Here is a 14,980-nt window from a genome sequence, read left to right on the forward strand (position 1 = left end):
AGTATGCTTTGGAAGTGATTAGAAAGTAACATTCAAACCAAACGTAGAATAACGATAAAAGGGGAAACGTTGGCTAAACGTCACGATATTGTTGTTTTCGCTGTCACCATTGTTTGAAACAGTACGTGATGCTTCAGGATCCCAGCCGTCACGAATCTTTGTGATTTCCCAAAGGTCGTTTCCTGAAAAATACACTCTTACACGTTCGAGCTTAGCTTTTTTGGTAAGGTTGTTAGGCAAAGTATATCCTATCACTAAATTTTTTAAGCGGAGATATGCGCCATTTTCAGCCACCCAATCCGACGGATAATAATTGTAGTTGTTGATTGTTCCGGTAGTGGAGACCCGAGGCAAGGCCGCGTCTGCACGAGTAGGCGTCCACCATTGATCCACAAATGCCGCATTTTGAGCTTGAAAAATCACCGCTGCAGGAATACGCCAGTTGCCGTCGCGAATGATAGTACGTTTTCCAATTCCTTGAAAAATAAAGTTCAAATCAAAGCCTTTATATTCGGCACCACCATTAAGCGAATAAGTGAGGCGCGGATTATCAGTTCCTAAGTATTTAGCATCTTCGGGAAAAGTGATTTTTCCGTCGCCGTTCAAATCCTTAAACATATTGTCACCCAAAGCCAATCGAGAGTTGGCTTGTGCTCCTACTGCACCACTTGGCATACCGATGTTATTTCCTGTAATGAACTTACGGTAAGCCTCCAACTCTTCGTTGGTCTGTATACGTCCTGCGTATTCAAGTCCAAAATAAGACCCAATCGGATACCCTTCTACTGCAGTGTTGTAGCCTCGTGTTCCTAAACCAATGATATTTTGACCACCAAAATTGACAAGTTTGTTTTGATTGTCCGAAAGGTTTCCACCGATCCGGTACGTTAAATTACCGATTTTACCACGCCAGTTGAGTGCCAAATCCCACCCCCAAGTTCTCAAGTGGCCATTGTTTCCTTGAGGAGCACTTGCTCCCAAAACGGCAGGATAAGTGCGGTTGAGGAGCATATTTCGGTTGTTTTTGACAAAATAATCAAAACTACCCGTCAAACGATTTTGCAAAACTCCAAAATCCAATCCAATATTTTGATTTTCTACTTTTTCCCACGTGCGGTCAAAGGCGACAAGCGTTCCGCTAGGAGCTATCCGAACTGCTGGAGCGGTACCTAAGATTGGAAATCCTGAACTCTGTTGATTGGTCGAAAACGACAAGTTTAAGAATTGGATATAATCATAAGAACCGATACCGCTTTGATTACCCAAAGCACCATACGAAGCACGTAGCTTCAGCATATCGAAAACATTGGTGTTTTTTAGGAAATTCTCTTCTGATAATACCCATCCCAGCGACACGCCATAAAACAATTTCCAGCGGTCTTCGGGGCGAAATTTCGACGAGCCATCATAGCGTAGATTAGCTTCTACCAAATATTTGTCTTTAAATGCGTAGTTGAAACGGCTAAAGTAACCAGCAATCGCGGTGTGATATTGGGCCTCACCCACCGACTTTGAGGTAGGGTCGCCAGTACTTAGGTTCAACGAAGGAGGAACACCCATTACAACATCAAACGTTTTGGCTAGAATGCGATTATACTCAAAACGTTCGTATTGCGCTCCTACCACCGCCCTGAACGAATGAGCATCCGCTAGGTTTTTATTAAATTCCAAATAGCCACTTGCAGTTACGTTTGATTCGGTTTTGGTGCCACGTTGGTAAGAAGTGCGTGCTGGAATATCCGATATTTTGGTAGTTCCGGCATAATCATACCAAGAGATGATATTTTCCATGGTACGATAATCCGTATTCAATAAGTAATAACCCACCGAAGCAACCGCCTTGAGACTAGGCAGCAAATCATAGGTAAGTTTAAAATTTCCATTCAAGCGGGTATTGATTTCTTTGTTGTCGCCCCCGAAATTAGCAATGGCGTTGACAGCAGCATTTCCAATCCCCGACCCCCATACATAAGGAAGTCCTGTCAGTCCAAGGCCCGATGCAGGCTTGCCGGGCTGATTTCCGTTGTTTAGAATATCCCCTAAACGAGTAGGCTGAATGATGGTGTTTCGTTCGACAGAAAGATTACTTTCAAGGTTCAATTTTTTTGAAAATTGATAATCGTGAGCTAGTCGAAGGTTGTAGCGTTGATTTGAATTATTGCCAGGTTGCAGCAAACTCCCATCATCCAAAAAGCCCAATGAGATACGATACCCCGTTTTTTCTGTTCTACCTGACACGCTCAACTGGTGCTCTTGCGAATGTGCTTTTCCCCAAAGCATATCTTGCTCTGTTCCGTTAAAAAATGTAAAGTCCCTGACATCCGAAAATAAAGTAGCCCCTTGAAAACTCATGGCGTCGTACTGGGCTTTTGTCATCCAATCAATGCCTTGTTGTTTGGCTGCAATGGCTACGTTGGCATAATTAAGCCAAATATCAGTGGCTGGGAAACCATCAGCCGCACGCGCTTCTTTGATTAGGGGTCCCCAACCATTGATATCTACCAGCTTAGGCAACAACCCCACATTTTTTTGTGAAAGAGCCACATTATATTCAATGCGAGGTTTACCGTTTTTGGCGCGTTTGGTCGTTATCAATACCACCCCGCCCGCTGCCCGCGAACCATAGATAGAAGCGGCGGCATCTTTTAGGAACGAGATATTTTCAATGTCGTTTGGATTAAATGAATTCAATGCGCTTACACCCGGTACCGGTAGTCCATCAACTATCACTAAGGGTTCTGTACTGTTGATAGAAGCAGCTCCTCTGATTTGAAAATTCCAACCTTCACGGCCAGGTTGTGATGAGCTACGGGTTACGGTCACGCCCGCTACTTGACCTTGTAAAGCTGCCAATGGGCTTGCTACTGGACCACGGTCTTGGAATGTTTTGGCATCTACGGTAGCTACTGAGCCAGTTAAGGTAGCTTTGCTTTGGGTTCCATATCCTACTACTACCACTTCCTGAAGGCTTTTGGGATCAGGGCGTAGCTGCACGGCTATTGTTTTACGATTACCTATTGATACTTCTTGTTTTTCGTAACCCAAAAAAGAAAAAACCAAAATGGCTGATTCGTCTGCTACTGATAAAACAAACTTGCCGTTGGGGTCGGTGGTAGTGCCTCGTGTAGTATTTTTGATAGCTACACTTACCCCGGGCATCGGTTCGTTTTTTTCGTCGGTGACTGTACCCGTAATCGAAATATCGATACTCTGAGGCTCAATTTTATTTTCTGATTCTTGAAGAAAAGCTTCTGATTTGTACCGCAACAAAATTTGTGAGCCCGTAATCTCATAAGAAATACTCAGCGGTTTTAAGAGTGTTTCTAATACTTGGGCTAATGGCTGATTTTGAACATTGAGGGTGACTTTGCGGTCTGCTTTTATTTGCTGAGGACTATACACAAAACGCACCGAAGCCGCCTTACTGATTTTTCGAATCGCAAATTCAACATTCTGATTTTCAACGGCAATAGATATGCGCCGATTGAGAAGTTCCTGCGCACTACCGTTAGTTGCTAATACACAAGTACCGGCCCAAATCGACAACAGGAATTGATACAAGGAAAGACGCATGATTTTTAGGTAAACCTTTAGCGTTTTAGAACCATTTTTCATACATTTGAAACGTTTTACAATTTATAAATTTTACAAAAAGTCCCTTGTCCGACGTCCTGTCGGAGAGCAATTAGCGTGAGAAACTATGCGGGGGACCAGTCTGAAATCGGGAACGTTGGCGCGTTTCCGATTTCTTTTTTTCAAAACATTTTGGTCGGGTAGGTTTAATTCATATTCAGCGTGACATTGATAAGGGTTAAACAATTTGTTAGGGCAAACATCCTTTACTTTCAATCATGATCTGACCATCGTTTATTTTATAATTGGCCTCAATTGCTTTACAGATTAGGTCCAATTGTTCATAAAAATTCTCTGAAACAAATTCGGCGCTTATTTCACAGTTTTTTAGAATGCTTTTGTCATATACAATAGTAATTCCGTAGGTGCGAGACAACGACTCAAAAGCCTGACTCACGGGGGTATTATCAAATACGTTTGTGGGTGTAGTGTTGTTTTCGGTTTCAGGGCCGACAATAGGTTCTGGCACGCTGACGAGTGTTTTTTCAAGTTGTTCTTGCTTTCGGTCAAATACCCCCAATTGATTTGGCGTCAAAATCAGACCTGAAAGCTCAGAAGTTGGTGTTTTAGTTTCTGATTCTTTGACCGAATACACCGATACTTTCCCCGTTTTGACAATCACTTCTACTTTATCTGCTTTCTCAAAAGCTTTAACGATAAAGCTAGTTCCTAACACCTTAGTGACCACCTCATTGGCATACACCATAAAAGGTTGTTTTGGATTTTTGATTACGTCAAACAAGCCCTCTCCACTAAGATATACTTCTCGGTTTTGGGCAGCAAATTCTGCCGGATAGCTCAGCCGACTCCCCGATTGTAACTGCACCTTACTGCCATCGGGCAATTGAATCGTTTTGACAGTAGCCTCATTGTTTATGACTTCTACCAATTTGTTTCCCAACTGTTTTTTGCGAATTTCGTACGAAGCAACGGGAGATTTTTGTTGTTGATAAAATACGTACAGCAATCCAACAATCCCTACCACCAATGCCGCAGCTACTGCTTTTGCCCAGATGCTTATTCGATTAAGCAAAGGTTTAACAAAAACAGCCTCAGAGACTCTTGATTCTGAAAGGCGGGCTAATTCTTTCCTGATTTCTTCATCCGAAATATTATCTTGGGCTTGGTGTATTTTCAAAATAAACTGACGAGCTGCCTCCGCTTCAGAAGCCAAAAAAGGGTATTTTTTGAGCAACTCATCCCAAAAAGCACCATCCACTGTGGTATTTTTGAGTACCCACCGCCGATAAGAATCATCCAAAATGAAGTCCGTTATTGTATAGTTTATGTAATCTTTCATGGATTTTATTTTGTCTTTTTCAGGTGTGCTGTATGGAAATAGTACTAACCAAAGAGAGAATACCCTTTTTTAGAGATTTTTTTTTGAAAAAAATTTCAGTTTGTTGCTCATGAAAAGCCGACAAAATCCGCAACTAATTGACACAGAGAGATTAGGAGCAACAAAAAAAGCTTAAACGTTTAGGCAACATTAAGGCAAAAAAGAAGAATAAATGGTAAAAGTGGCAACAAATGTTTCATTTGATTGAGAGCGCGATAGATAAAATTGGCGACAGTTTGGCGTTCAATATCCATCACTTGCGAAATTTCTTCGTTGGACAACCCTTCGTAAAATTTCAAAAAAATGACTTCTTGTTGACGCGCGGGCAATTGCTCTATTGCCCTACGAATCGTCTGGGCTTGTTCAGAAAGAAGCTCCGCCGCAATCAGTTCTTGTTCGATAGTGGTTTCATCCGCAAACGTTTCTTGATCCCACTCATCGGTTTCGCCCAGAGCTTTTTCTTGACGCAATTGCCGCAATAAATTATTTCTTAGTGACTTGATGAGATATATCGTCACATAAGGCGTATCTGTCAAATGCGCCCGCCGTTCCCAAAGTTCTAAGAATAAATCCTGAATACAATCTTTAATAAAATCTCGATTTTTGGTAAAACGAGTAGCATAGTTAAACAACAGCCGGTACCTCAATTCGGCTAATTGGTCAAATGCCTTTTCGTCCCCGGTCTTAAATCGGCTCCAAAGTTCTGCTAGAAGAGGTTCGTCGCGAGGGATTGGCATATTGTTTTAACTATCAGCTAGGTTACAATATTACTTCATTGATAAAATTAATTGAAATATTTATGTTCCTATTTTTTAAATGCTTTCACATGCTCAGTTACGCCTAGCATGGTGTCGATATAAATGTCCTTTTCATTTTCTTTGAGATAGCGAAGTAATGCACGATGCGCCTCCAACGATACATCTAAAGAGTGCTCTCCTCCTACTCCATGAAATAAAAACACCAGCAATTTTCCCTCATTTACAGCTTGTTTCACTAAATCAATCAACTGTTGGCCTGTTTGACCATTGATCATATAAGCATCAAAATCGTAGGGATTAATTTCCTCTATCTTTTGCATTCGAGCCCGTACTGCTCTCGCTCCTGCAAGGTCATTTTTTAGTTCATTCATAAATTCTACACCACCTACTTTGGTGTCGCCACAGGTAAAAGCAAAGGTCCGTTGTTGTTTCCCGTCTACCGATTCAAGCAGGGTATTCGTCAGTCGGATCTCGTCGGTGATGCGTTTGAGGGTATATTTACTGAGGTCATTTTCGGGATTTACCCAAGTTCGATTTGGCAAAGACGCATCACAAGGGTGAAATAAGGTATGATTGCCTAATTCGTGGCCACGGTTCGCCGCTTTTTTCCAATCATTCATTCGGTTTTTAAATCCCGGAAAAGCCCCTGCAATATAAAAAGTCCCCTTTAGATTAAGCGAATCTAGTTGAGGAATGGCATAGTCGAGATGCACATTGAGGGCATCATCGTAGGTCAGCACAACCGCACATTTTTTACCTTTCCAAGGTTTAGACTCGTTCAGATTTTCGGCATCTGTCCGAAAGGGTGAGGCTGGCAAACCCGCTGAATTATAAAAATTTACTCCTTCGGGATTGTCTTGCCAAGCATAACGTACGTACTTAGGGTACTTCACGGCTTGGGTCCAAAGCTCTATTTTATCTTTTCCAATGATTTTGGCGTTAGCCCACACAAATTTTTTGTCATAATCAGCTATTGAAAACCACCTTAAAGGCTCGGCATCCTTTGCTACTATCCCACCCGACACATGGTCGAATGTGAGGGTAATTTTTTCATTTTCAATGGTTTGTGATTTCAAAACGGGTCCTGAGTATTCGATGTCTTTTTGGCCATAGGCCAAGTTGCTTGCGGCCAAGGCTAAGCGTTGGCCAATATCTTTTTTGTTGAGTGGGTGAATGTCGTTCCATTCGCCCAAATCTATCGTAACTGTTACGGCGGTATTGGGTAAAGTAAGTGCCTTGTTTTGCGCTTCTCTCAGCCTTGCCCAACTGCTTTCGGTAGGAGTGTAATTAATGTCTTGAAAATTTGCCAATTGTACCACCAAAAAAGGATGAGTAGGACTTTGCCAAAGCGCTCTCCAGTCATTGATCAATGCAGGTAGCAAGGCATCATATGGCTCAGGGCGTCCAGCATTGGTTTCTCCTTGATACCAAACAAATCCTTTGATTTTCAGGGGTAAAATGGGAGCAATCATCGCATTGTAGAGCGCAGTGGGTTGATTTTGCTTCACCAAGCCCCCTCCTACTCCTGACCACCCTATGGGCTGATATACTTCCCCCACTTTATATTGCCAAGTCCCTTTCAGGTCTATTTGTTCGTTGTTGGCCGTCATGAAATAGGGTTTATCAGGCACAAATCCCCCTTTGCCTGCTGTATTGGTGACCCTAATCACAAAGGTATTTTTTCCTTCTTTCAATACCTCCGCCGGGATTTCGTAGCGGCGAGGTGGGTATTGGTAGGTTATATTCCCTATTTTTTTGCCATTAACATACATCTCATCGGCATCAACGATTCGACCCATGTATAATTTTACAGGTTTTCCTAACCAAGATTGAGGTACTTCAAACTCCCGACGAAACCAAACGACTCCGTTTAAATCTTTGAGTCCTTGGTCTTCCCAATAGCCTGGAATATTAAAATTCCGCCATCCTTTTGGCTGATAATCAGCACTTTCCCAATGTTCAACCAATCCCGTATCTTGGACTTTTGGGCGATTAAGCATTGCCATCGGTCGGATGCTCGCAGCGTTTACGAAGCTTGTATCTTTGTTTTGAGATATGATTTTCTGAATATCTCCAAAATCCTTGTACCCACTTTCACTAATCCAAGCTTCTATGGGCGTTCCTCCTACCGAACTATTGATGATACCAATGGGCACTTTGTATTTCTCATACAAATCACGGGCAAAATAGAAGGTCAAAGCCCCAAAACTCAACACATCTTTGGGATTGGCTTGTAGCCATTTTCCCGCAGGAAAATCATCCTTGGGACCATTTAGGTCGGTGAGTGTCTGCACAAAAAAATTGCGGATGCCAGGATAGTTTGCGTTGGCGATGTCTTCAACATATTTTTCTTTGACTCTTTCCATCGGCAATACCATATTGCTTTGCCCACTACAAAGCCACACATCCCCAAAAGCGATATTTTTGAGAATGATTTGATTTTTGCCTTTTAATACCATGTCAAACCCCACTCCCGCCGACTGTGCTGGTAGCTGAATCTCCCATTGACCATTAGGATTAGTGGTAGTTTTGAATGTCTTTTTATTAAAACTCAATTCCACCTTTTCTTTGGGCGACGCCCAACCCCATATTTTCAGCGGCTGGTCACGCTGCAAAACCATATGATCCGAAATTAACTTTGGCAATCGGATTTGGGACCTGACCGACAAAGAAAGCGCGAGGCAGGCAAAGAAAGTATAAAATGATTTCATGAGTAATGGCTTCTTACTTTGATTTTTGGGGGACTTTCAATACTGCATCAAAAGCAGGTTTTGGCTGTTTTTTTCGATCCCATAGCAGTGGGTAATTGGTGCGGTTAGGAATAGGATAATCGTTTTTCCACGACATATCATCGTTAATTCCCCACATGGTTACGCGGTCGATTTTATCCCTTTTTCGGTAAAATATCTCAAAAAGTTGCGCATATCTATCTGCCAGCGCTTTTTGTATGTTATCTGGCAGTCCATTCGGATAAGGGTCTAGAAATGTCTTAAATTCTTCATTTTGAAACTGTTTTTCGCTCATACCTTGTCCAATGATTTGTCCTTCTTTGGTCAGTGGTAACACATCTACGTCTAATTCCGTAATCATTACTTTTACGCCCAAAGCCGCATAAGCTTCAATCGCCGCTTCAATATATTCGGTTTTGGGGTAGTTGAGTCCCCAATGACCCTGTATACCAATCCCGTCGATCTTGATTCCTTCTTTCTGAAGCATTTTCACCATCTTCACGATACCGTCTCTTTTGGAAGGTCGCCATGCATTAAAATCATTGTAATATAGCTCGGTATTAGGAGCGTACTGAGCGGCATATTTAAAGGCCAGTTTCACTAACTCCTCCCCGCTTCCGATTCCTTTTACCCAAGTGGTAGGGCGGTAGTTGCCATCATCATCTATGACTTCATTGACCACATCCCAAGCATGTACTTTTCCGGCATACCTGCCAGCTACCGTTTTGATGTGCTCATGCAAGCGCTCCGCGACCGCCTCTTTTGACTTAGGTTTTCCACTTTCATCCTGAAAAAACCAAGCCGGGGTTTGATTGTGCCATACCAAAGTATGACCTACGATAAACATGTTATTTTTTTGTCCAAAAGCCACATAGGCATCCGCAGGCTCAAACTTAAAAACACCCGGTTGGGGGTTGATAAGCCCAGCTTTCATAGAGTTTTCGAGGGTGATAGTATTAAACTGCTGCTCTACGATTAGCTGAGAAGCTTTGTCTTTTCCCGAAACAATGGCATCATTGACTGCCACGCCCATTTTAAAAGCTCCTTTATAGGCTTCTTTGAGCGTAAACTGCGCCCAAGAAGTATTTAGATTAAAAAAAAGAAGTACAAAAAGTAACGATTGTTTTTTCATAATTTTTAAAATAAAGACCATAGGTTTCTTACAAATAGTGAGTCTTTTGAGGCTCTCCCTTCATAAAGAGGGCGGGGTTGTGCAAATACTTATCTGAATTTTAAAGCACTTCCATTTTCAAAAATGCGCATAAACTTTTACGAACAAACCGCCTTACTTCATAGCTTTGACATATCATGGTTCAAAAACTGTTTAGCAGACCTAAATAGTTTTTGAAAGAAATTTACACCAACTTATAGCAGGTTTGGAATAATTAAGCCTTGAAAAAAACAACAACTTTAAAGTAGAAACCAGTCGTGCTGGTCTATTTATTATCATTAATCACCCCTTTTTACTTAAAATCATTTCTAACAAACAGTACTTTATGACCAAAAAACATTTTTATTGTCTAACATATTGATTAACAAATAACTAACCTTTAATATTTCTGTACTATATGAAAGCTAAGTACCGCTTATTATTTCTCCTCATTTTGGGGTTTTGTACTACTTTAGAGCTGGTAGCTCAAAAAAACAAAGTCCTAAAAGCACTCATTATTGACGGTCAAAACAACCACGATCAATGGCCCAAAATCACCTACATGATGAAGCATTATCTGGAAGAAACTGGGAAATTTACGGTGGATGTGCAGCGTACTTATTATACTTGGAATGGTGGTGATTTGGTCGAAAAATTCCCAATCGATGGCGTTCCCAAAACGGTAGCTCTTCCCAAACCTCGTATGGATTCAGCCTTTCATCCTGATTTCCATAAATACGATGTCGTCATTTGTAATTTTGGTTGGAACGCCGCTCCCTGGTCGGATGGGACGCAAGCGGATTTTGAAAAATATATTCAAAACGGCGGGGGGCTTGTGGTAGTACATGCCGCCAACAACTCTTTTCCTCTATGGCCTGCTTACAATCGGATGATTGGACTTGGTGGCTGGGGCAACCGTACCGAAAAAGACGGCCCGTATGTGTACTATGACGAAACCGGCAAACTCATCAAGGATACCAAACCCGGCAATGCCGGCTCACATGGCGCACAAAAAGAGTTTTTGATTACGATTCGGGACTCAAAACACCCGATTACCAAAGGAATGCCTCTCAAATGGATGCATACCAAAGACGAAATGTATGACCGTCTGCGTGGTCCGGCCGAAAACATGGAGGTACTCGCAACGGCTTTTTCACCCAAAGACAACAACGGCACAGACCGCCACGAGCCTATGCTCATGACTATCAAACAGGGTAAAGGGCGTATTTTTCATACACCACTAGGTCACGTCGATTATTCCGTAGAATGTGTAGGTTTTATCACTTGTCTCCAACGCGGCGCTCAGTGGGCAGCTACTGGCAAGGTAGATATTCCGATTCCTAAAGATTTTCCTACCGAAAGTGCCACAAGTCAACGTAAATTTTCCAAAAACTAGCCATGTTTATCTCCCCTTTTTTGGTTAAAAAGGGGAGATAAAAACCAATCTATCAATTAGATACTCCTACTACTTCATATACTTTACCGTCGGCTTTGGTAAAAATAAAAAGCTCCCCTTTGGGCCCTTCTCCCAGCCGTAAGTCTGGTTTGATTTTAGGATGAAGGTCTAAAAAAGTTTTCTCTTCGCCTTCTATTTTCAGCAAAACTTCTTGGATATTGGCTTGTTTTCCAAGTTTTAATTGAGCTGTTTCAACGGCAAATACTCGTCCATTGTTGATATCCCCAAAAATATACTTGCCCTTTAGCGCCGGTACAGCGGTGCCATTGTACACTACCCCACCCGAAATAGCCTTTCCTTCATCGTGATCGTACTGAACCACAGGATAGGTGTATTTGTTGCGAGGCTCGTCAGCAGGCAAGGCATAAACCCGATCCATTTTGCCCCGATGATTGATGACAAAAGTCCCCTCTCGTTCAGGCCATCCATAATCAGCCCCTGCCTTTGCAATATTCAGCTCCTCTATGTTGGTTTGTCCAATATCAACCACAATCAACCTACCATCAGTAGTCCAAGTATATCGATTGGGGTTTCGAAAACCTCGTATGTATACTTCACCCAATGTCTTTTCATTTTTGTCATTAGCAAAAGGATTGTTTTTGGGGATGCCATATTTGCCATTTTTACTATTGCGCCCCATAGGGTCAATCCGCAACACTGATGACCAAGGGCGGGTATTGTCGGCACAAATAAAAGCAAAACCATTTTCGGAGGCTCCGCCGTCTCCTATTCCTACATATAGAAGACCATAGTCACTACTGCCTTTGCGAGCAGTGGGGTTAAAAGCTATTTCTTGCATTCCATGAATCGGCGACACCATATTGATACGGAATATTTCACGGCTTTTTCCCGAAAATGAACTAGCAGTTGGATTATCTATTTTCCACTCAGTGATTACCCACTGAAGCGTCACTTTAATAGAATCTGCATACCCAAAATCCGCTTTGGCGAAGTTAGGTTTTTCGGTATGAGTCGTATAAAACAACCCATTTTTATAAAATTCGGGATGAAAGGCAAAACTTCCGAAACCCGTGGCTAATCCGGGGATTGGAATAAAATTGGGACGTTCTTTGGCCATATCTAAGTAAACCTGCCATTGATTATCGACCAACTCGTACAATATTCCCCGCAAATCCACTATGAATGTTCTTTCCTGAGCACCACCCCGCAAAACATCCATTTTTGTAATCCTCGCCAAAGGCCCCTTACTTGCGGTAAAAGGTGCCGTAGCAAAATGCTTAAGTTCAAGTTTCCAGCTAGCCGGCTGAATCTTAGCCTCAACCGGATTTAAGACCACTACGCCTTTGTACGAATCTTTGGTATTTTCTTTTTGCTGATTGGTGTGAATAAAAGCCAAAATTGCCTCTATTTCCTCTTGTTTAAGATGAGTAAAAGTAGGCATCATTTGTTTGTATTCCTCAAAAAGAGCTGCCGCTCTAGCATCCCCCGCCGAAATCATCTCTGGGGCATTTGCAATAAACTTTGTGAGCCATTCGGATGGCAAGTCTGTCGTGGCTTTTTCTAGGCTGGGTCCAATTCCTTTTTGGATGAAATTATGACAAGCCGTGCAGTTACTTAAGAATAATTGTTTTCCTTTTTCGACTACTTTAGCGTCGCTCGAATACCCTTCTTTTTTTGAAGAAGTACTATTGGTTTGAGCGCAGATGCTTATTGTACCACAAAAGAAAAGAAAAAAGAACGCGTATTTGTACCAATTTTTACTATAACTGAGAAACATTTGAAAAGGAGGTTATGGAAGATGTAGATTTTAAAGATAAAGCAAGTTTTCTTTTTAAGTTACCCTTATCTCATAAAAACGCGGATTTGGGTTGTTTTTTGGGTTAAACGAAATGTTTGAGTTGGATATATCACAACCTGAATCTCTCTATGCTACTTCTCAAAAAGACTTTTAAAATTTTATCCTTTTAGATAAATACATATCTTTTATTTTCTTTTTTGATAAAATTTTATCTTTTTTGTGAATCAAAAGATTCACAATATGCTCACTCAAGATTTGGTTTTTAGGTTTTTGCAAATGAAACCTGCCCTCAATCATTCTCAGATTGAGAAAGAAGCTGGACTCCCTTCCAAAACACTCTACAAAGCCCAAGGAGGCATCATCAATTTGAATGAAAAGCACCTTGCTAAACTCTTGCCCGTGTTGAGAGATTATGGCTTTTCGGAGGAACTATTCAGTAAAGCGAGGGTTATTTCGATTGTGAATCACAAAGGAGGTGTGGGAAAAACAACTTCTACTATCAATCTTGGAAAAGCACTTAATTTGTTAGGACATCGTGTTTTGATGATTGATATGGATTCTCAAGGAAATCTGTCTCAGTGTTTTGGAGTTCACCAACCTGAGCAACAGGTCATAGATGCCTTACTCGACAAGCGCCCCCTACCGGTGGTAGAGATCGAACCGAAGCTTTACCTCTCCCCTTCTGATATTCAAATGGCGTATCGTGAGCTGGAATTGATTAATTCTATCGGCAGTGAAAAGAGATTGTTCAATAAAATTTCTCAATTTCTAGACCAGTACGATTTTATTTTGATTGATTGCCCGCCCGCACTCAATGTACTGACGACCTGCTCTTTGGTAGCCTCTCACGAATGCCTGATTCCCATTCAGCCCGAAGCTTCGGCCTATCATGGGGTAGAAAATTTGTTTAATCGGATTCTTGAAATAAGGGAGCATTTGAATTATTCACTGAGGGTTCGGGGAATTTTCTTTACAATGGTTCACAAAAATCAAAGTGTTCACAAAAACATGATGGAACATATCCGGGACGTATACGGGCACTTTCCTATTTTTAATACTCAAATTGAATCTTCTACCGTCATCAAGCAATCACAGGTAGCCAAAAAAGATTTGTTTGATTATTCACCCAAGTCTACTTCTGCCAATCAATATTTAGAGTTAGCCCAAGAACTTGTTGTCGTTTAAATTTAGATAGAATTATGGCCAAAGATTTTATGTCAGGAATTAAGAAAACAACAACTCAGTTGCCTAAGTCTGCTTTTTCAGAAATTGAAAAGATTAAGAAACAGATTGTTGTTTTGGAAGAGTTGCGTCAATTCATCACCCCGCTTACGGCTGAAGAATTGAAACTTTTGGAGGCAAATATCTTGGCTCATGGCTGTAAAGACCCGCTTACTTTGTGGGAAACCACTCGGCAAGAAGCTAAGATGGATGATACCGATGAGCCAGTGTATGTCTTGATTGACGGTCATAATCGCTACAAAATTTGCGAGAAATACAATATCGATTACAAAATCGCGATTTTGACTTTTGCCGATTTGGAGAAAGTGAAGGATTATATGATTGATTTTCAATTGGGGCGGCGCAATCTAACACCTGAGCAAATGTCTTTTTTTAGAGGGCTTAGGTATAACCGTGAGAAAAGTGGAAAAGGTAAATATGACCGCGAATCGAGTGGGGGAGATTTATCAAAACAATTGGCAGATGAGTTTAAGGTAAGTCAACGAACCATCAAAAACGACGCTAACTTTGCGGCGGGTTTATCTAAACTTGTTCCAGAATTACAGCAGAGAGTTTTGGCAGGCGATAGCCCATTAAGCAAAACAGCAATACAGAACCTTGCTAAAAGAGAAGATATAAAAGAAGGAGAGGTTGAAACGATTGAAGATATTTCTAGTTCATCTCCTCATGAAGGCAGTAAAGAAGACGAGATAACCCAAAGAAAAAAAGAAATTTCTAAGCTTGTTTTAAACATGACTAGTAGAAGTGATTACAATCAATTAGTGCAAAAGGTAAAAGAATTAAAAAAATTTTTGTAATCATCTGAAAATCAGATAATAAGTCATAAGTGCAAGTTTTGCACTTATGACTTATTGATTTTTAAAAAGGTCTGAAGCCGCTAAAAGGTATATCATCCAAAATAGGGGCAAAAAAAC

General features: G+C 41.3%; 9 protein-coding genes. 3 read left to right on the forward strand and 6 right to left on the reverse strand.

Translation table 11 applies throughout. The features are described from left to right. Nucleotides 1–18: 18 nt before the first annotated feature. The 5 genes from G563_RS0109390 to G563_RS0109415 all read right to left on the reverse strand — a co-directional run bounded on the left by G563_RS0109390 (nucleotide 19) and on the right by G563_RS0109415 (nucleotide 9,591). On the reverse strand, nucleotides 19–3,615 hold the full coding sequence (locus G563_RS0109390; protein WP_051210855.1) for a TonB-dependent receptor: 3,597 nt from the start codon (nucleotides 3,613–3,615) through the stop codon (nucleotides 19–21). A 208-nt stretch (nucleotides 3,616–3,823) separates the two neighbouring features. Then, a complete protein-coding gene (locus G563_RS0109395; protein WP_028665102.1) occupies nucleotides 3,824–4,933 on the reverse strand; it encodes a FecR family protein in 1,110 nt (369 codons plus the stop codon). Nucleotides 4,934–5,112: 179 nt separating this feature from the next. Continuing rightward, on the reverse strand, nucleotides 5,113–5,709 hold the full coding sequence (locus G563_RS0109405; RefSeq protein ID WP_028665103.1) for an RNA polymerase sigma factor: 597 nt from the start codon (nucleotides 5,707–5,709) through the stop codon (nucleotides 5,113–5,115). 68 nt (nucleotides 5,710–5,777) lie between these two features. Further along, nucleotides 5,778–8,441 carry a sialate O-acetylesterase gene (locus G563_RS0109410; RefSeq protein ID WP_028665104.1) on the reverse strand — a complete coding sequence of 888 codons (2,664 nt, stop codon included), beginning with the start codon at nucleotides 8,439–8,441 and terminating at the stop codon, nucleotides 5,778–5,780. 13 nt (nucleotides 8,442–8,454) lie between these two features. After that, nucleotides 8,455–9,591: an endo-1,4-beta-xylanase gene (locus G563_RS0109415; protein WP_157585198.1), complete on the reverse strand. Its 1,137-nt coding sequence runs from the start codon at nucleotides 9,589–9,591 to the stop codon at nucleotides 8,455–8,457. Between the two features lie 436 nt (nucleotides 9,592–10,027). Here G563_RS0109415 and G563_RS0109420 point away from each other — a divergent pair, with 436 nt between their 5' ends. After that, the gene (locus G563_RS0109420) at nucleotides 10,028–11,005 is read left to right on the forward strand and encodes a ThuA domain-containing protein (protein WP_028665106.1); all 978 of its coding nucleotides are present in this window, start codon (nucleotides 10,028–10,030) and stop codon (nucleotides 11,003–11,005) included. Between the two features lie 52 nt (nucleotides 11,006–11,057). Here G563_RS0109420 and G563_RS34155 read toward each other — a convergent pair whose 3' ends face one another. After that, the gene (locus tag G563_RS34155; protein WP_037326282.1) at nucleotides 11,058–12,803 is read right to left on the reverse strand and encodes a PQQ-dependent sugar dehydrogenase; all 1,746 of its coding nucleotides are present in this window, start codon (nucleotides 12,801–12,803) and stop codon (nucleotides 11,058–11,060) included. A gap of 240 nt (nucleotides 12,804–13,043) precedes the next feature. On the opposite strand from G563_RS34155, the gene G563_RS0109435 reads away from it, so the two are divergent. Next, nucleotides 13,044–14,009 carry a ParA family protein gene (locus tag G563_RS0109435; RefSeq protein WP_229598470.1) on the forward strand — a complete coding sequence of 322 codons (966 nt, stop codon included), beginning with the start codon at nucleotides 13,044–13,046 and terminating at the stop codon, nucleotides 14,007–14,009. Between the two features lie 14 nt (nucleotides 14,010–14,023). Further along, on the forward strand, nucleotides 14,024–14,863 hold the full coding sequence (locus G563_RS0109440) for a ParB N-terminal domain-containing protein (protein WP_028665108.1): 840 nt from the start codon (nucleotides 14,024–14,026) through the stop codon (nucleotides 14,861–14,863). Nucleotides 14,864–14,980: the final 117 nt, after the last annotated feature.

The organism is Runella zeae DSM 19591 (assembly GCF_000423565.1).
Lineage (GTDB): Bacteria > Bacteroidota > Bacteroidia > Cytophagales > Spirosomataceae > Runella > Runella zeae.